Here is a 24981-nt window from a genome sequence, read left to right on the forward strand (position 1 = left end):
ACTCAAATATGAATTCCATGAATGCCCGCAACCAGCCAAAAAGTTTGAGTCTCGTTCGCCCGACACCTACTGACGATACCGCGCTGGCGGGCCGCGCGACAATGTCGTTTCCGGCCCCGTTACAACTCTTGCTGGCGAATGGCGCGTAGCGTATTCTGCTGGGCCACCAAATGGACCTGTTGCTCCGCCGAGGTGTCCGGGTGGGATAACTGGGTAATGATAAGGTTATGTTGACGTTTAATGTACTCATCCCGCAGGCGGATCACGACGTCGCGCATTTGCTTCTCAGGCTCGGGAATGGGACGCTCTTCCGTCACGGATTCGGTGATGAGCTGTTTCAACTCCGGTTCCTCGAGGTCACTTAGAAATGAAGGGATGCTGACCCAGCTCTCGTTGTAGTAATACGCCATGCGCAACGCGTAGAGGCGGCGCACGGTTTCGTGCTGCAACCATTGCACATCCATGCGCTGCGCCACCCAGGGCACGAGGTCATCCGCCAGCAAGAGCAACCGCAAGAACCAGAATTCGAGTGGCGTCGGGCGCTCGGCTGGCGGCGTGTCCGGCAGGTGGTCTTCCGTGTATTCGGCGGATTCGTTGTGCGTCGGAGCGGGAGCTTTCCTGAATTCCATCCGCACTGCTTCTGGGGAGACCCCTAGGCGGTAGGCGGTCTTTTGGGCATAGATATCCAGCAGCACCTGATTGCCGGTTTTGTTGACCGCCAGCGCCATGTCGTGCAAAACAGCCAGCCGACCCCGATCGGTGGCGATCTCATTGGTGGCGCAAAGGCGGCTCAGATAGTAATCAAAAAAGCCTTCCGCGTGCTGGATGATTTCCTGAAAGGCCGCGCCGCCATGAGCTTTGATGAAGCTATCGGGATCATGCGGAGCGGGGACCACGGCCACCCGGATGGCGAGGCCAGAATTCAGCAGGCTGTCCAACACCCGCACCGCCGCCTTCTGGCCGGCGTTGTCCGAATCAAAACAGAGGATGACTTCGTTGACATAGCGTTTCAGGATGCGGGCATGTTCGTTGGTGAACGCCGTGCCCTGGGGGGCCACCATGTTTTGGGTGCCGGACATGTAGCAGGCAATCAAATCCAGTTGGCCTTCACAAATGATGGCGAACCCTTTTTCCAGGATCGCGCGTTTGGCCTTGTCCAGACCATAGAAGACTTTGCCTTTGGTGAAGATGGCGGTTTCGGGGGAGTTGACGTATTTGGCGGTCTTTTCATCACCGCTCAAGACGCGTCCGCTGAAGGCAACCACCCGCCCCTGTTCATCGCAGATGGGGAACATTAAACGTCCGCGAAAACGGTCATAATACCCCTCACTGCCTTCCCGCTTGATGATCAGGCCGGCCTGCTCCATGATTTCCAGGCTGAACCCTTTGCTCTTGGCCCAGTTGACGGTGTCATCCCACAGGTCCGGGGCGTAGCCCAGGCGGAATAACTTCACTGCCTCGGGCGAGACCTGGCGTTTCGCAAGGTAATCGCGGGCGATTTGCGCCGAGGCCTCATTGCCCAAAGCGTTTTGCCAGCGTTGCGCAATTTGGTCATGGATTTGCAGCAGGGTTTCCTTGAGTTCCCGCGCCTGTTTTTGGCCGGGCTGGGCATCGTACTCAATGACGATATGAGCGCGTTCCGCCAGTCGGCGCACGGCCTCGCCAAAGCCGACGCTTTCGTATTCCTGAACGAACGTGAAGACATCGCCGCCTTTATGGCAGCCGAAACAGTGAAAGGTCTGCCGATGCTGGTTGACGTGAAAACTGGGAGATTTTTCCCGGTGGAACGGACAGAGGGCGCGATGATTTGCCCCAGCGCGTTTGAGGGGCACATAACCGCCGATCACCTCCACGATGTCACTCGCAGCGCGGATTTGTTCCAGAACATTCGGCGAAACAAGGCCCGACATGACTTTAGCCAGTTAAAAAGGCGCGGTGCGGGAAGCGAACCCTACTTGCCAATGATTTGGTTGATGAGGTTTTCCTTTTGTTGCGCCTCCGTTGCTCTGGGGGTGGTCACCGCCTCCCCCTCCGCAGCTTTTGGGATCAGCACATAGTCCAGGTAAGCCCCCAAATGTTTTCCCGCAAATGAATCAGCGAAGATAGTTTGTTGAATTTCACCGAGGGTGGGAAAGGAAATGTTGCCAAACGCATCGGATTGCAGCTTGGCGGTTTTGGCCCGTTCATGTTCGGTGATCAAGGGAGCGTGAATGACGGAGATGACCACCACCAGGATGCACAAAAAGCGGATGATGCCGGACATCATTCCCAGCGGATATTCCATGCTGCCAAAGAAATCGCACTGGGCGATGCGATCGCGCAGCGCCGTTTTGATCATGTAGATGATAAACAGAATCACGCAGCCGGTGGCCAGGTAGGCGATGATGTTGGACCACATGAGACTAAGGGTGGAAAGGCGGGCCACCTCTTTGCCATAGCTTCGGCAGACATAGGCGCCAGCAAAGACGAAACCGAGCCAGGCAACCAGATCCAAGAATTCCTGGGACATGCCGCGCCGACGGCCGCGGACCAACCCAACCACCGCCACGACGATCACCACGAAATCAAACAGCGTTACTGGGAATCCGTTACTCATAGTTATGTTGGCGGCAATATAAGCCATGGCGGGGCAAAGTTCAATGTAATAAATGGTTACGCGATTTTCCGCTCCACCCCAAGTTTGCCAATGAGCAGAAATACCAGCAGCAGCGCCAAGGGGTACAGTCCGGCGCAGGCCAGGAAGATGGGGGTGAAGCCATACACGTCCACCACGCTGCCGATGTAGAGTTGCGACAATGCGCTGACCCAGGAACCCAGCGCGCCGCCCAAGCCGGTCACGGTGGCGACGGAGTTTTTGGGGAAGACTTCCGCCGGAAGCGTGATGTTGCTCCAGCCGCCATGACAGAACGTCATGCCCGCGACGAGCATCAGGGCCAGGGTGGGGTTGGCAATCTGCGTGGTCGCCAAACAAAATAGGAACAGCAGACCGGTCATCAATCCCATCGTGCTTTTGCGTGCGGTGTCCAATTCCCAGCCGCGGTTGATCAGTAACCGTGGAATCACTCCGCTGCACACGTTGCCCAGTGCGGCGGCGGCAAAGGGTATCCAGACAAACATCCCGATTTGTTTCAGGTCGAAGCCGTGCCGTTTTTGGAAATAGAGCGGAATCCAGAACAGCAGGAAATAGCTGATCGGGTCCGTCAACGCGCGCACGAGGATGCAGCCCCAGGTTTCGCGCATGCGCAGCAGTTTCGCCAACGGGGCAGGGCGTTCGACAGTAGCGTCTTCGCGTTGGCCGTCCAGGATCAGGGTGCGTTCTGCTTCGGTCAGGTTCGGGTGATGTTTGGGCAGTTTGAAGAGCAACGCCCACGCGGCCAGCCAGACAAACCCGAGGGCACCGGTGACGAGAAAGCCCGCCCGCCAACCCCATTGCATGGCGATGACGGAGACAATGGGGGCTGCCGCCATTGAACCAAAGGCGGTGCCGGCGTTGAAGATGCCAATGGCCAGGGCGCGATCCCGCATCGGGAACCATTCGGCAACGGCACGCACGCCGCCAGTGAAGCTACCCGGTTCAAATACACCAAGCAGGAACCGGAAAAACGAGAACTGCCCCACCGTGGCGGCGAAAACATGGAGCATGTTGGCCAGCGACCAACCGGAAACGAAGACCATGAACCCGCGGCGGGTACCGATGTAATCAATGACGCGCCCGCTGACGGCGTACATCACGCCGTAGCTGGTGAGGAACCAGGCATTGATGGCACCGTAGCTGGCATTGGTGAGGCCGAGATCGTCCTTGATGGTGCCGATGAGCACCGAGAGCGTCTGGCGATCCAGATAGTTCAAGGCGGACGCCAGGCAGAGCAGGAATGCGATGTACCAGCGTAGCCCTTTGATTTTCATAAGTATTGTTGTGGATTCATTAGTCCGAATGGTTTTCCAAGTCAATGGAAAGTCTGAAATTCTTGACACTGTGGGGGCGCCGGTTCATCGTGCTGCCATGCCGCACAAACGCAGTGCAACACGTGCCGGAGTCGCAGGGCAAGGGTCAGCTATGGTGACTGGGTGGTGGCTTTTGGCCCGTTGCAGACCATCTGTCGGCACGATGAAATCATAAACCGCTTATGCCTACCGCAATCATTCTCCTGAAAATAGATCCCAAGAAAGTCACCGGCACCGCCGAGAAGCTTTTGGATATTCACGCGGTAACGGATGTGTATTCCGTATCCGGACGGCACGATCTGTTGGTGATCATTAAGTGCGACTCCATTGACCTGATAGAGTCCGCCATCACCGACCATTTGCTGAAGACCGATGGCATCATTGAAAGCGAAACGATGTTCGCTTTCCGCAGCTACGACAAGCGGGAGGGCGGACGCGCCATAGACGTGGATTGAGAACCGGAACTGAATTTAAACCAACCATGAAATTTTTCACCGGCATTGGATTACTCGTTGCGCTCACCATTGCTCAAGCAAGCGCGGCGGATGTTTTTGAACAGAACCGTCAGCTTGGGCGGGGCGTCAATATTATCGGTTACGATCCGCTGTGGAAATCCCAGGAGCAGGCCCGGTTCCAGGCCAAGCATTTCCGGTTGCTCAAGGAAGCGGGGTTTAATTCGGTGCGTGTCAATCTGCACCCGTTCCGCTCCATGGATGCGGATAAAGGCTTGGCATTGCGGGAATCCTGGCTCAAAACGCTGGACTGGGTGGTTCAAAACGCCACAAACCAGGGATTAATGGTCATCCTGGACTTGCATGAGTTTAATACCATGGGGGCTGATCCAGAGGCTAATAAAGAGAAATTTCTGGCCTTCTGGCGACAGCTTTCGGCGCACTGTCAATCTGCCTCGGACCAAGTGGTGTTTGAAATCCTGAATGAACCCTCCAAGAAGCTCACGCCGGCATTGTGGAACGAATATTGGCGCGAAGCGCTGGCGATTATTCGTAAATCCCATCCCATGCGGACCGTCATTATCGGGCCGTCGTTTTGGAATTCCATTGATCACCTGAAGGAGTTGGAATTACCGTCGGATGACCGCCATCTCATTGTGACGGTTCACTATTACAAGCCGATGGAGTTCACGCATCAGGGCGCGGCGTGGTCATCGCACAAGGAGAAAAAGGATATTACCTGGTCCGGGACGGAAGCGCAACGCCAGGCAGTGACGAATGACTTCGCCAAAGCCGTTGCGTGGGCCAAGGAGCGCAATCGCCCCCTCTTTCTCGGCGAGTTTGGCGCTTATGATACGGCACCGACGGCGTCGCGCGTTTGTTATACGGATGCGGTGGCGCGCACGGCGGAATCCCTGGGCTGGAGTTGGGCGTACTGGCAGTTCGACAGCGACTTTATCCTGTACGACATCAAGCAGGACGCTTGGGTTGAACCGATTTTACGGGCACTGGTGCCGGTTCGGCGGTGAGCATGAACAGATAAACCGCGTTGTGTGGAATCACACATTATGAGTGAAAAACACGAACAACAAGTAGAGTGGGGACCGTGTTGTTTTTGTGGTGAGGATATCGCCAAGACAGAGATTGATCCGTGCCGAGTAACCGTTGAGACGGTGCAGGGCGGGTGGCAGGTATGGGTTTGTCATGCCGAATGTTTCCGGTCTCGCATTACAACCAAGCCGGAGATTGATTTATCGCCTGCACATTTTTAACTGAGGAGATTACACCGCCTCACTTTTTATCCACTTCACGATTTGTTCAGCGGCAACTTTCGGGGCTGAGCCCAGGATGTTGTGTTCGGCCATCCATACGACGCGTGTTCCTTTGAAGGTTTTGCACCTCCGTTTCAACCAAAGCAGCACGGGAACCCATGGTACGATAAAGTCCCAGAAACCGGTCAAATAATAAACTGGAAGTTGGGTGTGCGAGGCGACCGATCGCGGGTCGCTGCCTAGAATCAGGTCGTAACGGTTCTGAATGACCGCCTGGTCACCCGGGGTGCCGCGATTCACCAGGAATTCATCCAGGCTGCCTTGCATTACGGGATTGTTCCGATGCCGCCAGCGCATGAATTTCACATAGGCCCGCAAGGTCAGGCTGATGTTTTGCAACGTCAGTTTTCGTTGCATGGCGCGCACCAGAACCACGCCCAAGGGCAGGGGATAACGCACAAAACCACCGGCGAGAATGATGCCTTGTGGCGCAAAACCGCTTTTGCCCAATGCCTGTTTTGCCTGGGAGCGGGCCGTGAGCCACCAAGCCACTTGCGAGCCAAAGGATTCCCCGAGCAACCAGCCGGTCATGATGCCTTTGGCCAGCAAGGCCGCTTCGACATGGCGCGCGTAGTCTGGTAAATCCCAGCGCTGTAGCGGGTAGGTCATTTCCACCAAGCGCACTTGGCTGGCGATTGCCTGTCGAAATGCCTGCGCCAGCGTCCAATCCCCGTGCATGCCGGGACAATAGATCAAAGTCGGCAAACTGGCATCGCCTTGAATCCGTACTTGCAATGTATCCGTCATGCTCATGACCGGCCCCCATCCCTCCCGTAGGTGCCGATGTAAGGAGGCTCACTAATTTTCCCCAGAATCCGCCCCGGCGATGTCTCGGTAACGCTCATGATGGCCCTATTTCGCCTCCTCAATGACCTTTTGCAACTCCCGGTGGTTCACTTTGCCGGTGCCCAGCTTGGGAATCTCGCGCAGGAAGCGCACTTCGCGTGGAATGCTCAGGTTCGGCAGGCCTTTGGTTTGCAAGGTCGTGCGGATTTCTTCCAAGGTCAGCCGCTGATCATTGGAAACCGCGATGAGTGCCTCGCCTTTGTCGGGATCGGGCCGGCTGATGATGGCCACTTGGTGTCGCAGACCGTACTGCGGGAAGGCTCCGGCCAACGCTTCTTCCACGGCGGTGAGGCTCACCATTTCACCGCTGATTTTGGCAAAGCGTTTCATCCGGCCCTGGATGAATACGAAGTTTTCCGGGTCTACTTTGACAATATCGCCGGTGTCATACCAGCCGCCCAAGGCTTTGAACGTGGCGTTGGCATCCGCATTTAAATAACCTTTCATTACGTTGGGGCCGCGCACGTGCAGACGCCCGCCTTCCGCCACGCCATCCACGGGTTCGAGCCGGTATTCGATGCCAGGCAGCAATCTTCCCGCCGATCCGAATTTCGCCAGAATCGGGGTATTGACGCTGATGACCGGGCTGCATTCCGTCGCGCCGTAACCTTCCAGAATGCGCACGCCAAACCGTCGCATGTACAAACTGGCGGTGGCTTCCTGCACTTTTTCCGCCCCGGCAAACAGGAGGCGCAATTTGTAAAAGTCATACGGGTGTGCTTTGCGTGCATAACCGTTGAGGAAGGTATTGGTGGCCAGCATCACCGTGCATTCCCGGTCGTAAAACGCCTCCGGCACCACGCGGTAATGCAACGGTGATGGATAGAGAAACACGAACATCCCGCGCACCAGCGGCAGCAGGAGACCGGCGGACAGGCCAAAGCTGTGGAACAAGGGCAGGGCGCTGAAGAAACGCTCGGCATCGGTCATGTCCGACATGATCAGCATCTGACGCAGGTTGGCCAGGAGGTTAGCATGGGTGAGTTCCACGCCTTTGGGAATGCCTTCCGAGCCGCTGGTGAACAGGACGACGGCGGTAGCTTGCGGGTCGGATACAGCCAGCGGCCAGGATTGCGAAAACAGGGTGTGCTTTGCCAGGGTTAACAGGCGGGTGGCGTTGCTGATGGCGGCGCGCACGTCTTCCAGGTAAATCAGTTCAATCCCCGCGGCGGTCAGCGTTTCCAGCTTCAGTTTGGCTTTCGTGACAAAGGCGCGCGAGGTGATGATGTGCTTTAAGCCCGCCAATTGCGCGCAGCTCAGCATGATCACCGGGCCGGTGGAATAGTTAAGGATCGCCGGAACTTTCCCAGCCAGCCAGAGGCTCATCAGCACCACCGGGTTGGCGTTGGCATTGGGCAAGAGGACGCCGATGCGCTGACCGGGTTCCGCGCCGAGTTGCTTCAGCCAGTGCTGATGCAACACATCCGCGCCCACCATGAACCGGCGGTACGTGAGGGATTGCAGTGTGAAATCCTGCATGATGCAAAAATCCGGCCGCCGCGCCGCCATGCTGACAATGGCCAGCGGGATGGTGCGTGCGCCGTGTTCCATTTCCACCTGGAATTGCTGGTGCATGAGGCGATCATGCAGCCACGCGGTCAACTGTTGGCGCGCTTGGGCCGTGCTTTCGCACGTCAACTTCGGCGGCGTCAGCACTTCGCTATAATGCGCGCTTACCGGGGTGAACCAGCGCTTCCAGCCGTAGTGGCGCGCCCAGTGGATGCGCTCTGCGCCGCGCAGGTAGCAGGTGATGACCTTGGCGTGGGTCTTAAACAGGAGGAACCCGGTGCCTTCGTAGATTTTCATCAGCGACCCGGTGCGCGACATCCGGCCTTCGGCGAACAATACCAGGCGACCGCCGCCTTGCAGATGCTCGGCCATGCGCTTGACGGCGTAGGGGGAGGCGGTGTCAATCGGGAACGTGTGGCTGTTAATCATCACCAGCCGATGCAACCAGGAGGTTTGCGCCGTGGTGGAGGAAGTGACAAATTTCCAATCCCCATCCAGGTGCGCCAGCAGAAACAACCAGTCCAGCCACGACTGATGGTTCGGCAACAACAGCACCGGGCCGGGGGTTTTCAGCACCTCCGTGTTGAACGCTTTGAAACGGTAGAAAAACCAGAGAAATATCCGGGCGACGAGTTTCATGGCTTCAGGATTGGTTGGTTACGTTGGCGGGTTTGAGGGCCGGCATTTTCAGCAGGGCGATGATCACCGCGCTGACCAGCGCCAGCGCCATGAAATTCACTGAGGCGGTGGAGCCGAGATTGGACAACAGGATCACGCAGCCGCCGCCAATGATCATGGACAGGTTGTCAATGAGGTTCTGGACGGCGATGGTTTTGCCGAGTTTATGCGGGTCGCTTTCACATTGCAGCGCGGCATTCAGCGGAATCAGGAACAGCCCGCCAAAGACGCCGGTAATGATCAGGCCGGTGATTGTCAGCAGCTCCGGCGTGGCCTGGTGAACAAATCCCAGCGCGGCGATGAACAGGGCCATCACCCAACCGTAGATGCGCACCGCCCGCAGGTCGCCGATCTTGTGCAAATGCCCGACGATCATGCTGCCGCCGATGATGCCCACCGCCAGCCACAGGCTGAGCAGGGAGACCTTGGTGTTGCTCGTCAAGCCCAGCTCCCGCAAGCCCCAGGATTGGAAGTTACTCTTCATGACGGAGCCGCTGACCCAGAACAAGCCGGTCCCGAGCAGCATGCGGCTCAGGCGCGGATGCCGGAACAGGCTCATGGCGTGCTGGCTAAATTCCCGGATGCTGGCGCGTACGCAGATATCCGGATTGCACGGCGTCTTGGACATGAACAGGGTGAGCACCAGGGAAAGCGCATAGACGATGAACACCGCGCTGTACCCGACGCCCGCCGAATAATGATCCGTCATCCACGCGCCAAAGATGATGCCCGTCAGAATGGCGACGATGGTCAGCATCTCCACCGTGCCGTTCGCCTTCACCAGCCGCTCGGCGGGCAGAATCTCCGGCAGCACGCCGTACTTGGCCGGTGAGAACACGCACGCCCCCACGCCGATCAGGAAGTAGCCCGCCGCCTGCCAGGGGCCGCTGGAGGTCAGACTCACCGAGCCGACCAGCACGCCGATGATCTTGATGACATTGCCGCCAAACAGCCAGCGAGTCTTGGGGAAGCGGTCGTTCAGGAAGCCCGCCGCCGGCGCCAGTACCACGTACGCGGCGTAAAACATGCAGGCGTAAAACGCGTTGGCGCTATTCACATGCTGTTCGGTGATCACCCCCTGCTTTTGTTGGGCGGTCAGCGGACCAATGATCAGCCAAAGGAACATCTGGTCGCCAAACGCGCCCAGGAATTGGCTGATCAGCACAAGCGGATAATTGAATCGGTTTTGCATGAATACGATTATATCGGGTGGATACGTGAGTGGCGGCAAACCTTAAACGGCCGGGCCGATTGTTTCAGCCAATTGTTCCGCATTGGAGCTGACTTTCGTCAGCTCCGCCGCCAGCTTGCAGGCGCGGGCCGCTGGGAGGTCGCCCCAGACCGCCTCGGCCGCCGCATAATAGTGTGGCAGGATGTCCTGCACCAGTTTGCGCCCGGCGGTGGTGAGCACCACGCGGTAGGCGCGCCGGTCGTCCGCCAGATCGCGGCGTTGCACCAGCTTGCGTGCCTCCAGCCGGTCGATCAATCCCGTCACATTGGAGCGGTGCATGATTAATCGGCGGCTGAGTTCCACCTGCGAAACCCCCTCGGGCTGGCTGTCGAGCAGATTCAGGATGTTGAATTGGCTGGGGGTGAGGTCCCAGCGGACAAAAAACAGGCGGCTGGCGTTCCACACCGTTTCCGCGGTGTGCAACAGGCCCAAAAGCGCTTCGTAGCGCGGCCCCGGCTGTGGCAATGGTTGCAACATGGGGTTATGTCTAACCTATCATTGTTTAGATGTCAACTAAAGTTTGGGATTATTTTCGACCCGGGTCTGGTTGCGTTCCCGCGGCGGGTGTTTTCCCTGGCGCTCCCAAATCCTTCGGCCAGCCGCCTTGGTCGGTCAGGTGCGTAGCGGCAGGGTGGCAATGAGGGTGGTGCGGGTCTTCGTGGATTTGATTTCCAACTGCCCATGGAAGAATTTCAGGCGTTCGCGCATGCCGGAGATGCCGACGCCGTAGCGGGCAGATTCGGATTCCAACGCGTGCAGCTTGTCTTTGGGGATGCCGCAGCCGGCATCCTGGACTTCCAGCCGCACGGCCCGCTCTTCGCGCAGGAGCCGGATGGTGGCGGAGAGGCTGCCGGAATGCCGGTGAATGTTGGTCAAAGCTTCCTGGAGCACTCGGAACAGGGGCTTTTCATGTTCCTTGGTCAGCCCGCTGAGTTTATTGGGCAAATCCAGAGTGAGTTGGATGCCGCTGCGGTGGCCAAATTCGGTGGCGAAGTCCCGGATGGCACCCAGCAGGCCGAAGTGTTCCAGTTGCGGCGGATGCAGCAGGAAGCTGAGGGTGCGGATTTCGGCAATGCTTTGCTTGGTGATCTCCATGCATTCATCCAACCGATCCTCGCTGCCGGGGCTAGCGGTTTTGGCGTGGTTGCGCAGGGAGCTGAGGCTGAGCAGCAGGCCCACCAGGCGCTGGGCGGTGGAGTCGTGGAGGTCCAGTGCGATGCTTCGGCGCTCGGCGTCCTGGGTGCGGAGGAGTTGCTGGGAGAGCTTCTGGAGTTGGGCCTCGGTCTGCTTGAGGGTGGTGATGTCGTGCGAGACGGTGGAAATAATCTCCACTTCACCGCCGGGCGATTTATGGACCAACAACACCATGAGGACCGGAATTTCCCGCCCGTCTTTGTTCAGGAAGGCGCATTCGCCGGTCCAGACGCCGTCGCGGGTGGCCGCCGGGATGGCTACCTCGCGCATTAAAGTGTTGGCCCACTCCGGGTGTACATTGCCTATTTTGTAACCAGCCAGGTCTTCCTCCACGCCAATGCCGACCATCTTCCGACCGGCGGGATTGATGTAGATGATTTGGGTGGTTTTAGCATCGGCGAAGCCCACGAAATCCGGGGTCGCACCCAGGATGGCCAGCAGGCGCTTATGGGTAAGCTCCAGTTGTTTGCGCTCGGTGATGTCAATGGTGTAGCCCGCGAGCAGTTGTTGGCCGCCCAATCGGATGGGGAATTTGATGGAGGTGAAGTTGCGGCCGTTGAGGTCTTCATCCAATTTGAGGATTTTGCCTTGGGAAACGACGGTCCAGTCATCGGCGGTAATTTTGGCGGCGAAGTCGGCGGGGAAGAGGTCGGCCATGGTCATGCCAACCATCGCAGAGCCCGGGATCCCGACCATGTCCTTGAAGTTCTCGCTGGCTTTGAGGATGCGGCTTTGGGTGGGCGTCACTTCCTTGATGTAGGCGTGAATGGGGGAGTGCTTGATGAAGAGGCTGAGCAGTTCATTGGTCTCCCGCAATTCCTCCTCGGCCCGCTTGTGCTCGGTGATGACTTCAATCCCGGCGATAAACTCGTCGGGCGTCAAACGGGATGCCGAAACCCGGTACCACGTCTTCAGGGACTGGATAAATATCTCAAACCGTTCGGGTTTGCCGGTGGCGGTCACGCGCCCATAAATCTCGAACAATTCGGGATTGGACTCCCGGATGCCAGGGATAACTTCGGTGACCTTTTTTTCGAGGACCTGCTTTGACGCCCCAATCAGAGTTTCATAGGCGCGGTTGACGGTCAGGTAGGTGAAATCCACGGGGCGGCCCTTGGCATCGCGGTGAAGCCGGCAATGGGCAAGCCCATTCGGCATGTTTTCGAACAGGGAACGATAGAGTAGGTTGCTGGCTCGCAATTCCTCTTGCTGCATCTCCAATTCAACCTTATGGACCTGGAGTTCATGCACCGTTCGCAGGGCATTCGCGCGCGTCAGCGGCGCCGGGCGTTTTTTGGCAGCGGCCTTGACCCTGGCCTCCGCTTGGCGGCGCAGGCTGGCTGGCTTACTGCTTTTAGGAGCGTGACTCACGGGAATAGGTTTGCCGCTTTATCAGTAGTGCGTCAAGGCGCAAGTGAAACCGGACGCAACCGCCTTCAGGATTGCTGGTGCAAGGCGGGGCGGGTGATGGAGATTTATTGGGAACCACCCCTCACCCGGTCCGCTGAAGAGTGACGATTATAATTCTCGCAAACGCCCGCTCCCCTCGGAGGCTTTCGCGTCAGCATAACCCCGTAGCGGGAAAACTGGAGCGTCAGCCCACCGTGGGCGAAAACCACCCTTTCGGAGTCAAATTTCAGGTTTTCAGACACTGATTTCTCCTTTTCGGACGGATTTGTTTGATCTCATGCCTGGCACTATGGATTGGACTTAACAGGAATTTGATTTATTGATACATACTCCTTCGTATTCGTACTAAATGTCAGTTAATCAATGTCACTGTCCATTCATCCAGACTCCAATTCCTTATTCACAGATGTTAAATCCTGATTAGCAGATGCATATTCTTTTGTTACTGACGTGATTTGTTTCATTTTATTGTATCAATATTTAGTTTCAAACAGCATTACTTTTGTTTTCATAAAACAAAGTTTTATGACATGCATCGTATGTTTTGAAATATGGAGCAGGTTTATTTTTACAAAGGCCTTTGTAAAAATGCTTTTGGCCTTTGTAAGCAAGGAAATCATGTATTTCAAATAGGAATTCAGGCGTGTCTGACATGTTTAAAGTATTATCTGTTAGTAAGTTGTGACTTTATGTCTTTTATGGTTGATAGTGGGTTTGGTGCTTTATTATTATTTCCCAATAATATGGCAAATTTGAAGGGTTTTGGCATCGGTTTACCATGAAATGGATGGTTCCAGGGTGTTCCTGGGGTGGTTTGTGGTGTCGGCTCTTCGCAGCGCATCGGTAATTATGAAGCTTGTTAAGACTAGTCAGTATGCCCGGCTGAGCCGCCTGAATCTTTTGGCGGAAGCGAACCGAATCAAGCAGGCGGTGGCCAGTGTCCCCAAGTATGCCAGCCTGGCGGATAAGTTGGCCGCGTTGGGCGGGAAGATCGCCGTCAGCGCCGCCAATCAGGCGTTGCGCGATGAGAAGGAAACGGAGTTGAAGGAGTTGATCCTGGTCACGGCCCGGGATTCCAAGGAGCTGGTCGCGATGGTGCAGGAGATTGCCGTGGGTTGCGTCGGCCTGAGCGCGGAGCCGATGGACCTCGTCGCGGCGGGATTGGAGATGCAGAAGTCGCATGAGCCCGTCGGCGCGCTGGGCAAGGTGCTAAATGTGCGCGTCATTGCCTCGACGGATTCAGGCAAGGTGCTGGTCCGCTGGAAACGGCTCAAGGGCGCGTCGCTTTATGAGATCAGCACGACGGATAATCCGAATGTCGGGACGTGGACGTTGCGTTCCGCGGAGACGAAGTGCAAGGGCACGCTGGAGGAGTTGGTCAGCGGACAGCGCGTTTGGGTGCGCGTCCGCGCCAAAGGGGCCGCCGGGTTTGGTTATTGGAGCAATCCGGCCATGGCGATGGTGAGTTAGGCGGGAAATCCCGGCTTATCTTCAAGCTGCCTCGCCCGCTTCAGGCTCAGACGATCCGGTTTTGCTGGACGTCTTGCTTGTACTCATGGCAGCCGATCAAAACAGGGGGCTTATTCACTGGTTCTTTAAAGCTCACTTCCCCGGCACGGTTTCGGCCAGGCCGACGTCGATGTATTGGCCGCCGCGGGTCTGGTGGCAGTGGACGGCGATGGTGTTTTTGCCGGGCTTCAGGGTCGCCCGGGCTTCCGCGCTCATGGGCATGGTTTCGTAATCGCTGATGAAGCCAGCGACGGAGCCGGCCAGGATGCCGTTGAGATAGACTTCGGCGTCTTCATCATGGTGGATGATCAATTGCGGTTCTTTGAGGCCGCTTTCCGGGATGGTGAATTCGCGGCGCAACCAGATGTCGGCGGTATTCCATTCGGTGCGGACGATTGCGCCGGGGGTGCCTTTGGTGCCAAACCCGGAAACGCCTTCCTTCCACGCCGCCGCATCAAAGTCCGGCTTGAACCAGCCGCCGGCGGGCTTTTGCGTGGTGTAACGCCAGTGGATATCGTCCTCTTCTTTGGCGGTGGGGACCATGGTGCGCGTGACGGGCGGCTTCGGCATGGGGGCGTAGTTCGCGGCCTTGGTTTGGTCGCGGCCAGCGTATTTCGCCCACACGGCCTTATCGTAAAGCATCTGGGCGAAGACGCCGCCGATGACGGGGCGCGCGGTGAAGCCGACCTTGCGGGCGCTTACGGTCTGGTACCAATCGGTGAGGGGCGAGCGATCCGGCGTCTCATTCATGAACAGGAAGATCGGGCCAATGAGGGCCTCGAAGTCCGCGCGGTTCTGCGTGAGGGTCGCCGTCCAGGTGATCCAATCCAGCTTGGTATAAGTCTGGCGGTTATCGAGCGGCAGGCCGTATTTGTTCTGCATTTTCTTGTAATAATCCATTTCCTTGCGCAGGACGGCGTCCGGGAAGAGGTTGAGGCCGAGGATGCGGTCCCAGATGAGGTTATACTTCTGGCTCCAGGTCTCGGGCTTGTCAAACGCCAGGCGGAAATGATCGCCGGAATCCGCTTCCTTGACCCAGCGCTGGGCGAACTCGCGGGCGAGTTTGAAGTATTCATCGGCCCGCGCATCGCCGCGCATCGCGCAGAGCTTGGCAAACGCGCCCAGCCCGCAGATGGCTTTGGCGCTCAGGTTGACATTATGCGCGAGATGCCCGGCGAAATCGTCGGTGCAGAGCTGATTTTCCGGATCAAACCCTTTCTCCTTGAGATAGGCGGCCCATTTCTCCAATTGCGGCCAGTAAAGGTTCGCGAAGTCCGGTTTGCCTTCCAACTGGGCGATCGCGCCGAAGAGGCAGAGGATATTGCCGCTTTCCTCGACCGGCATCTGGTTCTGCTCCGTGCGCTCGCCGCCGCCGTAGCGCTGGCCGTTCGCGTGCGGGTATTGGCCGAGGTCGTGCGGGGCGAAGGGGAATTTCCAGCGCTCGCTCGCGGCGTAATTCATGAACGGCACCAGGAAGGACTTCGCCTGCGACGCGCCAAACAGCAGGAATTGCGGCGCCATGGGATAGAAGACATCCGAGGTGCCGATGCAGCCGTTGGAGTGGTTCTCCTTGCAGAAGGAGATTGGCTGCCCGTTTTCGTCGGCCACGAACTTGCCCGCCGCGTAGCATTGGCGATACGCCAGCGCGCAGAGTTTGGCGTACTTCTCGCCGCCGGCTTTGGTTAAGTCGGCCATGAGTTCCTCATCGAACGCCACGCAACGCTTGAGCAGCGACGCGTACTCCTTCGCGGAGGCCTTGAGCAGATCCGCGGCTTCCCAGCCGTTCCGCCGCCAATAGGGGCGCAGGTTCTTTTTCATGTACTGGATCGAGTACAGATCGTCGTAGGCCACCATCAACCAGCGCGAGACCGGCTTGGCGCTCACGCTGCCGACGTCCACCGTCAGCACGGCGAACAAGCTGTCGCCGGAACCTTCCACCGGCGCTTTGGCCTGATCCTCCGCCGACGTGGGCTGCACCATCGCGCTCACGCCGCGCGCGGACGGCGCCGCCAGATATAAATAGCCCCAGTCAATGCGGATGTCATCGCCGCGCTTGGCCAGGATCGCCTGATCCTTCGAGCCCGCCTTCACGACCGTCAACCCATTGATCTTTTCCTGGCCCACGACCACCGGTTGCTTGCCTTCGTTCACCGTCAACTCGGCGGAGGCGCTGAACTGGAAATCCACCTTGTGATTCTTGCCGTCCGTGGCTTTGAACTCATACGTCACGTACGTCACCGGGCGCGAGAGAATATCAATATCCTCGGGCAACGCGGGGGTCATGAAGGTGAGGGTGAGCGCGATGCCCGCGCCTTCAAACGTGTAAATACTGCGCGTGGGCAGCACCGTCAGGCTCGTCTGTTCGAGCGCGGGCAACCGCCGGGGCGCGCCGCCCAAAACGCGGTACGGCTTGCTGTCAATGTTCACCACACTGCTCAGGCGATGCGGCTTCCCGGTCCAGTGCGTCGTATCGGTCTCGTTCAGTTTGTCGCTGGGCGACCAGACGCTGAAATACGGATCGCAAGCCACGAGCGGCGTGGCGGGCGGCACGAGCTTCGTGCCTTCCGCGCGGCGCGGCACCGGCGGCGTGTAAAGCTGCTTGTGCGCTTCGGTGATGGCGGCCTGATCCAGTTTCACCAGCGCGCGGTCGTACGTGAGCAAGCCGTTGACCTCAATTTCGCAATCGGTGGTCTGCGTATAGACGGCGGCGCACAAGCCGCTCTCGCCGGTCAGCAGGTGCAGCTTCCGCATCAGTCCCAAGTATGTATCCGTCAGCTCCTCGGAGGTTTTGAAGTTGCGATAGCCCCAATTCTTCTCGTCCTGCCAGGAGTGCCCCTTCACCGGCAGCCCGAGCCCGCCGAATTCCCCCAGCACCGCCGTGCGCCCGTCTTCCAGCTTCGGCACGCCCGGCCCCGGATAATTATGCATGTCAATCACGTCCCCGACCTTGCGGTCGGTCCAGCCGGACGCATTATTCACCAGGCGCGACGGATCGAGCTGCTTGATCCACTCGCAGATGCGCGGCGTATCGTACTGGCCCCAGCCTTCGTTGAACGGCACCCACATGACGATGCAGGGATGATTCCAATGCCCTTCAATCATCGCCTTCATCTCCGTCTCGAATTGTTTGGCGGCATCCTCGCGCCCTTTGCGGATCGTATCCGTTTTATTGTCGCCCACGCCGCTGCCGGGCATGTCCTGCCAGACGAGCAGGCCCAATTTGTCGCACCAATAATACCAGCGGTCCGGTTCGATCTTCACATGCTTGCGCGCCATGTTCATGCCGAGTTCCTTGGTGATTTCGATGTCGTAACGCAGGGCGTCATCCGTTGGCGCGGTAAAAATGCCATCCGGCCAGAAACCCTGGTCCAGCGGACCGTATTGAAACAGCGGCTTATTATTCAGCAGCAGCCGGTTGATGCCCGCCGCATCTTTGCCCATGGAAATCTTGCGCATGCCGAAGTAGCTCTTGACCCAATCCATGGTGACAGAGCCGCCACCAAAATCAATCGTTCTCGCGTCAACGTCTGGCGCGTAACTTTTGACCCAATCCATGGAGACAGAGCCGGCATCCGTCAGGCGCACCTTGATATCATAAAGGAACGGCTGATCGGGCGACCACAGCTTGGCATTGGGGATCGGCAGCTCAATGAATTCCCCGAGTTTGCCGTTTTTGAAGGCGACCACTTCCCGCACGAGTTGATTCTTCGCATTATGGCGCGTGTTGGGATCTTCGATGATCACCTCCACGTGCTGTTCCGGCGTCGCGCCGACGGTGTCCACCGCGATGCGGACTTTGCCGCCGTCCACGTCCGCCACAATGCGCAGCTTCTGGATATGCGCGGGGAGGACCGGCTCCAGCCACACCGTCTGCCAGATGCCCGAACTCGCGGTGTACATGATGCCGCCGGGCTTCAGCACCTGTTTGCCCTTGGCTTGCGGGCCGCGATCCGTCGGGTCCCACACCGCGACGATGATTTCCTGCTCGCCCGCGGGCTTGAGCGCGTCCGTGATGTCAAAACTGAACGCGTCGAACCCGCCGCGATGGGTGCCGAGTTCCTTGCCGTTCACGGTCACGGTCGCCTCCCAATCCACCGCCCCGAAGTTCAGCAGCACCCGTTGGCCCTTCCATTTCTCAGGAATTTGGAACGTGCGGCGGTACCAGAGGCGTTGCGTCTCCAACAGCGGCTTCATCACACCCGAGAGCGCGGATTCCACCGGGAACGGCACCAGGATTTGCCCGTCATATTTCGCGGGCTGGGCGGCGCGGTCCACGATGGCGTACTCCCAGAGGCCGTTCAGGTTTTGCCATTCGCTGCGCACCAACTGCGGGCGCGGGTACTCGGCATGGACGGTCTCCGGTTTGACATCCTTGGCCCAACGGGTCGCGAGCGGCCCTTGCGCCGGCTGCCAGGCGGCGGCTTGGTGTTGCGTCAGCAATAAGGTGGCCGTGGCGGTCAGGACCAGTATCCGCGCCAGAAAAGTTCGGTGCTGTAAAGTGCTCATGCGTCCAGCCTGCCACAGTCCCCACCGCCGGGCAATGAGAGAAATAAGGTTAGTGAAATAAATAGTGCAAGAAACGAAAACCGGCGGTCAGAGGCAAGGAACAACCGGACATGAGTGAAATGAATTCCTTCAAAACCTGCGGCTCACGCGACCGCCAGCCCACCTGAAATAAGTCCGGGAATGATCGGCAGCGTGAATCGCTCGACTTTTCCTCCGCACCTGCGGTATCCTGCCCGCGTGCAACTGAAACAGGTTACATTAATCGGGGTTGGATTGTTGGGCGGGTCCCTCGGTCTGGCGCTCAAACAGCGTGGTCTGGCCCGGCGCGTCGTCGGCTACGTCCGGCGGGAAGCCAGCGTGGCGGAATGCGCCAAAGCCGGCGTGGTGGACCACGCCACCCTGGATTTATCGGAGGCGGTCCAGGACGCGAATCTCATCGTATTTTGCACGCCGCTGGCCCAGATGCGGACGCTGGCCATGCAGATGAGTGGCCAACTTCGTCCGGGCGTACTGGTGACCGATGTCGGCAGCGTCAAAACCAGCGTTATCCGTGAACTCGCGCCCGTATTAAAACGGGCCGGCGCGGTCTTCATTGGCAGCCATCCCATGGCGGGCAGTGAGAAAACCGGGCCGCTGGCGGCCCGCGCGGACCTTTTTGAAAAGGCGGTTTGCATTGTCACCCCCACCCCGCAGACCCCGCCGGGAGCCGTGCGCCGGTTGCGAGCCTTGTGGAAAGCGGTGGGCGCACGCGTCCTCGAATTATCCCCCGCCCAACATGATGAGTTGGTCAGCCGCTCCAGCCATTTGCCGCACCTGGCCGCCGCCCAACTGGCCACCCTCGTGCTCGACCCGCGCAGCCCCAAAGAGCTGGCGCAACTGTGCGCGACGGGATTTCGGGACACCACCCGCATCGCCTCCGGTTCACCCGAGATGTGGCGGGACATCGTGTCTGCCAACCGCGAGGCGCTGGGGAAATCACTCCGGGCCTATGTGCGCGCCCTGGAAAACCTCGGCCGCTTGATTGAGCGTGGCGATAGTGCCGCCCTGGAAAAGTTCTTCAACACCGCCAAACAGCGCCGCGACGCCTGGTGCGAGCAATTGGCCTCCCGCTCGCAGGAATAGCAACGCTGGCGGTTAAGTCGGTGGGTTAGAAAACATCCCTGGCCACAAAGCGGCTCAGAAATCGCGATAAAGGAATGCTGGTGGCAGGTTTAGCCAAGGATAGATCAGTGACCGCGTTGTTTGACAGCAGGCGCGGCGCCCGGCACCGGGAGCTTTAGCGGACGGAAGTTTCCCTGCTCACAACAGCGCACAAACGTTTCCGTCACCCCCTTGAGTTCTTCCCAGCGGTCGCGAATGGAAAGGGATTCCTCCCGCGTGATCCGATTATCCGCCGCCGCCGTGGCAATCACCTGGAGCAAATCGGCAAATTCCTTCACAATTTCATTGGTGGCTGGAATGAGATTCTCCGGTGGCGCGCCATCCGCCGGGGCGTTCCGCACAAAGAAGCCGTTGTTCCGTTCACACAACCATTGCACCAGCCGCGGGTCGTTCGTGCATTTCAGCAGCGCTTCCAAACGATCCAACGGATTGGCCGATCCGCTGCCACTATCCGCTTGCGACGCCTCCGTCCACTTATAGACCAGTGAAAGCGACACCCCTAACTCCGCCGCAACGTGCTTGGCCCCGGCCTGCTGGATCACTTCCCGCAATAATTCGTGTGACTGCATGGGCCCACGATAAACCACCACCCAGGTAATGAAAAGCAGAGACTAATCTGGGTGGCACCTTGCCGCCAGCCCCGGAAAGGCTTTTCCCTCCGGTTGTTTTCACCTTCCCCAAGCGCTTTGCCTGCCCTCGTTTGCCATGGCGGGGTTCCATTTTTAGGCTGGCGTATTGTTCTGCGCAGTCATTTTATTGATTCCAAGATTGACATCCCGCCCCAGGCGGGAACCACCCGATCAAAAATAAATGGCCTCTAGCGCAAATTTCTATTGACCACAGGGGGTAAATATTGTGCCAATATGAACCTTGCATCTTATATGGATGCCAACTGTGATTTTGACTAATGCCTAGAATTGCTAAAAACAAAGGGCGTGCGCCGCGGTTCTCCGCCAGCGCCGCCAAATATGACGCGCACCATTCCGTGCTGTCCAAGACGTACGGTGCGCTGGCCGACTTGCGTCGTGAACTGACCGAATCCAAAAGCAAGGTGGCTGAGCGCAATGACGTGCTCAAGCTGTTCGCCAGTTGCACCGATTCGCAACGCTCCTGGCTGTTGCTCGAAGATTACTTCGAGAAACTCTCCCTGTCCCGCAAGGATTTCCCCACGGAGGAGTGGTGGGCGCGCCTGTTGACGGTCACCGGACGCGAACGGCTCGAAGAGTTGGCCATCCTGTTCCTGCGCTCCCGGCGCACTGTCCCCACTGAACTCACCGAGTACGCCAACCTCCAGCGCTTTGCCGAAATCGAGCAGGCCGAGCAGGAGCAAAAGATGCTGAATACGCTCGAACGCTGGCTATTCCCGCCCGCCCCCGAGCACCTCGATGCCCCCCGTGCCACCCTCCGCACCTTGTGTTCGGTGCGACCGGTCAAGGATTCCCAGTCCCTGCATACGCTGTGCGTCAAACTCAACCTGTTCCGCCCGCGTTCCGGCGAAAAGAACCGCACGCTCGAGGAAATCATAGAGCTGACCACGCGTGCTACGCACGAACAGGAATTATTTTCGCCCGACGACTGGGATTTCATGAAATGGATTGCCGACTGCTACGCCGCGGCGGACCCGGAAACCTCAGAACTGGATCTCGCCGGGGTGGAACTGCTGCAATGGCTGGCCCGCTGGGGCCATACGAAGCGACTGGAATGGGCGGATCAACCGGCCTGCCTGTCCTTTAACGGGCAGGTGGTGGAACTCCTGCCCTGCCTGAATAGCGGGGCGGACGAACTATCCCTCTCGCCGCACCTGCAATTGCCCGATGGCAAATCCTGTCCATTGCAGGAAGTGAAGTTCTTTGCCGGCAGTCCGGCGATCGCCCTGGTGGGGAATGACTTTTTCCTGGTCCGCAATCCCGCCCCGGACATCCTCTTGGAACACTGGCGCGAAAACCCGGTCGTCCCTGTGCGCAAACTGAGCGCCCGCCTGCGCATGCAATTGCGCAAGCTGCGCCACTTGGGCAAAGTGGATTGGGATGCGTTATGCGTGACGCATACCGCCCGGCCGCAATTTACCTTTGAACTCAGCGCGGACAGCATCCACTTGCGCCTGTTGGCCACGAGCGACCGCGATGGCAGCGAATGGCATTGGACTGGCAATGAGTGGATCACCGACGGAACGCCGAAGCAGGCAGACAAACCCAACGTCCTGGAAGATGCCCGGCTCGATGCCGCCACCCAGTGGCTACGCCGCCTCGATTGGTTCACCCCGGAACCCGGTCAATGGGTGGGCGATGCGAATGAAGTTTTCCTGAGCACGCTGGCCGCCATCTGGAATGACCGCCCGGCAGAAGCGGATTTTCTGGGTAATCCGGCCTTCCACCGACTCTTCCTCCAACCGCGCCAGCTCAAGCCCAAGCTGATGATCAAGGGCAGCGGCATTGACTGGCTCTCCGTCTCCGCCGAATGGGAGGCGGAAGGGATGCGCCTCTCCCCGGCGGATCTCGAACGTCTGGCGGTCTCGACCAGTCGCTTTGTCAAACTGCCGGACGCCGGCTGGGTGGAACTCAACACCGCTGCCGTCGCCCAAGCCCACGAAACCATGGCCGACCTCGGCATGGAAGGGTTGAGCCCCATCGCCCAAAAAATCGGCATGGAACAAGCGGCGCACCTGGATGAATCCGCCCTCGGACGATTCACCGCCACACCGGAACTTAAAGCCTTCAAGCAACGCCTGGCCAATTTCGACGGCATTCCTTCCATCCCCCTGCCCGCCACGGTGCATGCCGATATGCGCCCGTACCAAAAGGAGGGCTTTGACTTCCTGTGCCAACTCACCAGCCTCCGGCTCGGCGGGGTACTGGCGGACGATATGGGCTTGGGCAAAACCCTCCAGACGTTGGCATGGCTGGCCTGGCTCAAGGAATATTATCGCAAGGATCCCAAACCTTCGCTGGTTATTTGCCCGGCTTCCGTGCTGCACAACTGGCGGCGCGAGGCGGAAAAATTCGTACCCACCATGAAGGTGCTGGTGCTGGAAAGCGGCGCCGCCCGCCACAATCTGCGCAAACAGATTCCCCAGCACGATTTGATCGTCACCAATTACGCCCTCCTGCGGCGCGACCTTGAAGAGTTGCAGAAGTTTAACTTCCGCACCATCATTCTGGACGAGGCCCAATTTATTAAGAACCCGACGGCCCAGGTTTCGCAATCCGTCAAACAACTCGAAGCCGACCAACGGCTGGCGCTGACCGGCACCCCCTTGGAAAACCGCCTGTTGGATCTCTGGAGCATTGTGGATTTCATTCAGCCCGGTTACTTGGGCGACCAGGATCACTTCCACGAGACCTACGAACCAAAGGTGACCGGGGATGGCGAGGATGCTATCACTCAGTTACGGGTAGCGCGCCGGCGGTTAGCCGCCAAGCTGCGCCCCGTCATGATCCGCCGCCTGAAACAACAGGTGGCCAAGGATTTGCCAGACCGCATCGAGGAACGCCGCGATTGTGATTTGGGCGAAGCCCAGCGCAAACTATATCTGGCCGAATTGCGCCGCAGCCGCGAACAGATTTCACAGATCGTTGCGGAAAAGGGCTTGGCCCGCAGCAAAATGCATGTGCTGGCGGCTCTCACGCGCCTGCGCCAGATCTGCTGTCATCCCATGTTGGTCGGCAATGATTCCGCCTCGGGCAAGACCGAAACCCTGTTTGAACTGCTCGAACCGTTGCTGGCCCAAGGCCACAAGGTGCTGCTGTTCTCGCAATTTGTGCAGATGCTCAAGATACTGGAAGGCGAATGCCGCCAGCGCCAGATGCCCACGCATATCCTGACCGGGGAAACCAAGGAACGGCAGGCCGTGGTGCAGGCATTCCAGAATGATCCCAATGCCGCCGTGTTCCTGCTCAGCTTGCGTGCCGCCGGCACCGGCCTGAACTTGACTACCGCGAGTTACGTTGTGCTTTACGATCCGTGGTGGAATCCCGCGGTGGAGGCGCAAGCCATTGACCGCTCGCACCGCATTGGTCAGACGCGCACCGTCAACGCCTACCGCTTGATCACCCCCGGCACGGTCGAGGAAAAAATCTGGGACCTGCAACAACGCAAAGCCCAGACCATTGCGGACGTGCTCGGCGAGGAAGGCTTTGCCCGCAGCCTGTCACAGACCGACCTGGAATACCTATTTTCCGAGGAATAAGAAAAAACGCAATGAAACGCTTGCGTTCCGCGCCGCCTTTTGTTTAAGGTTGCGCCCGTCAGTTTTTGGTGGCCGATGTGGCGGAATTGGCAGACGCGCTAGACTCAAAATCTAGTACTCGCAAGAGTGTGTGGGTTCGACCCCCTCCGTCGGCACCAATAAACGGAATTATTGTCATGTTTCCAGTCACTTGTCTTGAACACCTTTAACAGCCTTCATTGGGTTGGAATCAGTTGGAACTGGCTGGAATAAAGAGAGATGCAAAACCTAGAGAGGCCGTTTTTCGTGCTTTTATACTTGTCGCGGGTTTTCAAAATCGACATTTGTAAGTCCTTGATTTCCAAGGCCCCAAGACAAGTGATTGGAAATGTTCCTTTAACGATAAAGTGAAAGTGGCTAGAATTGACCACCTTGGGAGATTTTGCCGTTTTGAGTTTTTTACATTAGGAAAAATTATCATCGCGGCGGGTCTGCGGGTGCTTGGCCAGGCTGGCGCGGGACTTCCGCGCAAGGTTCGCCGGATCATAATTAGGGAATGGAGATCACTGGATGTCTGCAAGCATGACCACCTTGGCGTGAGGTAACGCTTCCAATATGGCGTCCTTTTCTCCCTGGCATTCCGCCAACCATTCTTGGGTATCACTCAGAAACAAGTAATCGTATCCCTCCATGACGATGGGTTTGCCGTCGTCTGGCAATTGCCTTGTAGTAAGGCTCCCCAGCCTTTCCACTGGAATATTTACTGGTATTGCAGGTGCGCCCATAACTGTTATTTCCCTAACATACTCTTGAAAATAAAGTTTTCAATCTCTTCTGGAATAATTCTCCGCATGGTTCATTTTACGGCTACCAAGGCAAACAACAACCGCCCTGGATGGCCAGGGCGGCTGCTCATGGGATGGATGCCGGGTTAATGATGGCGGGTGGATTCACCTTTTGTGGCTGGATTTACCTCCAAAGCATGTGCCGCCATGCCGTCCAGATACCGGGATAGATCAAACCCTTCCGCCTCGGCGTATGCCT

General features: G+C 58.1%; 16 protein-coding genes and 1 tRNA gene. 6 read left to right on the forward strand and 11 right to left on the reverse strand.

Translation table 11 applies throughout. The features are described 5' to 3' along the window. Positions 1-119: 119 nt before the first annotated feature. From dnaG to WCO56_09795, 3 genes are read right to left on the reverse strand one after another with little or no spacing between them, the layout of a single operon-like run. The gene (gene dnaG / locus WCO56_09785; GenBank protein ID MEI7729851.1) at positions 120-1910 is read right to left on the reverse strand and encodes a DNA primase; all 1791 of its coding nucleotides are present in this window, start codon (positions 1908-1910) and stop codon (positions 120-122) included. A gap of 41 nt (positions 1911-1951) precedes the next feature. Then, positions 1952-2596 carry a CvpA family protein gene (locus tag WCO56_09790; protein MEI7729852.1) on the reverse strand — a complete coding sequence of 215 codons (645 nt, stop codon included), beginning with the start codon at positions 2594-2596 and terminating at the stop codon, positions 1952-1954. Between the two features lie 56 nt (positions 2597-2652). After that, positions 2653-3906 (reverse strand): MFS transporter, encoded by a 1254-nt coding sequence (locus tag WCO56_09795; GenBank protein ID MEI7729853.1) that lies wholly within the window; start codon positions 3904-3906, stop codon positions 2653-2655. Positions 3907-4127: 221 nt separating this feature from the next. Here WCO56_09795 and WCO56_09800 point away from each other — a divergent pair, with 221 nt between their 5' ends. Continuing rightward, positions 4128-4400: an Lrp/AsnC ligand binding domain-containing protein gene (locus tag WCO56_09800; protein MEI7729854.1), complete on the forward strand. Its 273-nt coding sequence runs from the start codon at positions 4128-4130 to the stop codon at positions 4398-4400. A 26-nt stretch (positions 4401-4426) separates the two neighbouring features. After that, positions 4427-5425 carry a glycoside hydrolase family 5 protein gene (locus WCO56_09805; GenBank protein MEI7729855.1) on the forward strand — a complete coding sequence of 333 codons (999 nt, stop codon included), beginning with the start codon at positions 4427-4429 and terminating at the stop codon, positions 5423-5425. 252 nt (positions 5426-5677) lie between these two features. Here the strand turns inward: WCO56_09805 and WCO56_09810 are convergent, their stop codons facing one another. The 5 genes from WCO56_09810 to WCO56_09830 form a co-directional block, all read right to left on the reverse strand. Further along, on the reverse strand, positions 5678-6475 hold the full coding sequence (locus tag WCO56_09810; GenBank protein ID MEI7729856.1) for an alpha/beta hydrolase: 798 nt from the start codon (positions 6473-6475) through the stop codon (positions 5678-5680). A gap of 105 nt (positions 6476-6580) precedes the next feature. Further along, on the reverse strand, positions 6581-8722 hold the full coding sequence (locus tag WCO56_09815; protein ID MEI7729857.1) for an AMP-binding protein: 2142 nt from the start codon (positions 8720-8722) through the stop codon (positions 6581-6583). 4 nt (positions 8723-8726) lie between these two features. Continuing rightward, positions 8727-9953 (reverse strand): MFS transporter, encoded by a 1227-nt coding sequence (locus tag WCO56_09820; GenBank protein MEI7729858.1) that lies wholly within the window; start codon positions 9951-9953, stop codon positions 8727-8729. Between the two features lie 42 nt (positions 9954-9995). Beyond that, positions 9996-10469, reverse strand: coding sequence for a MarR family transcriptional regulator (locus WCO56_09825; protein MEI7729859.1), 474 nt, complete (start codon positions 10467-10469; stop codon positions 9996-9998). 135 nt (positions 10470-10604) lie between these two features. Further along, the gene (locus WCO56_09830) at positions 10605-12557 is read right to left on the reverse strand and encodes a PAS domain S-box protein (GenBank protein ID MEI7729860.1); all 1953 of its coding nucleotides are present in this window, start codon (positions 12555-12557) and stop codon (positions 10605-10607) included. Positions 12558-13445: 888 nt separating this feature from the next. On the opposite strand from WCO56_09830, the gene WCO56_09835 reads away from it, so the two are divergent. After that, positions 13446-14066, forward strand: coding sequence for a fibronectin type III domain-containing protein (locus WCO56_09835; protein MEI7729861.1), 621 nt, complete (start codon positions 13446-13448; stop codon positions 14064-14066). Between the two features lie 132 nt (positions 14067-14198). Here WCO56_09835 and WCO56_09840 read toward each other — a convergent pair whose 3' ends face one another. Then, a complete protein-coding gene (locus WCO56_09840; protein MEI7729862.1) occupies positions 14199-18611 on the reverse strand; it encodes a DUF4965 domain-containing protein in 4413 nt (1470 codons plus the stop codon). A gap of 192 nt (positions 18612-18803) precedes the next feature. Here WCO56_09840 and WCO56_09845 point away from each other — a divergent pair, with 192 nt between their 5' ends. Continuing rightward, positions 18804-19733, forward strand: coding sequence for a prephenate dehydrogenase/arogenate dehydrogenase family protein (locus WCO56_09845; GenBank protein MEI7729863.1), 930 nt, complete (start codon positions 18804-18806; stop codon positions 19731-19733). A 104-nt stretch (positions 19734-19837) separates the two neighbouring features. Here the strand turns inward: WCO56_09845 and WCO56_09850 are convergent, their stop codons facing one another. Then, the gene (locus WCO56_09850) at positions 19838-20341 is read right to left on the reverse strand and encodes a phage regulatory CII family protein (protein ID MEI7729864.1); all 504 of its coding nucleotides are present in this window, start codon (positions 20339-20341) and stop codon (positions 19838-19840) included. Positions 20342-20679: 338 nt separating this feature from the next. Here WCO56_09850 and WCO56_09855 point away from each other — a divergent pair, with 338 nt between their 5' ends. Together WCO56_09855 and WCO56_09860 are read left to right on the forward strand one after the other, a co-directional pair. Next, a complete protein-coding gene (locus WCO56_09855) occupies positions 20680-23958 on the forward strand; it encodes a DEAD/DEAH box helicase (GenBank protein MEI7729865.1) in 3279 nt (1092 codons plus the stop codon). Between the two features lie 71 nt (positions 23959-24029). After that, positions 24030-24116 (forward strand) — tRNA-Leu (locus tag WCO56_09860). 384 nt (positions 24117-24500) lie between these two features. Here the strand turns inward: WCO56_09860 and WCO56_09865 are convergent. Then, entirely contained in the window at positions 24501-24722 is a 222-nt protein-coding gene (locus tag WCO56_09865) for a hypothetical protein (GenBank protein MEI7729866.1), read from the reverse strand. Positions 24723-24981 lie beyond the last annotated feature (259 nt).

Source organism: Verrucomicrobiota bacterium (genome assembly GCA_037139415.1).
In the GTDB taxonomy this organism is placed as follows: Bacteria; Verrucomicrobiota; Verrucomicrobiia; order Limisphaerales; family Fontisphaeraceae; genus JBAXGN01.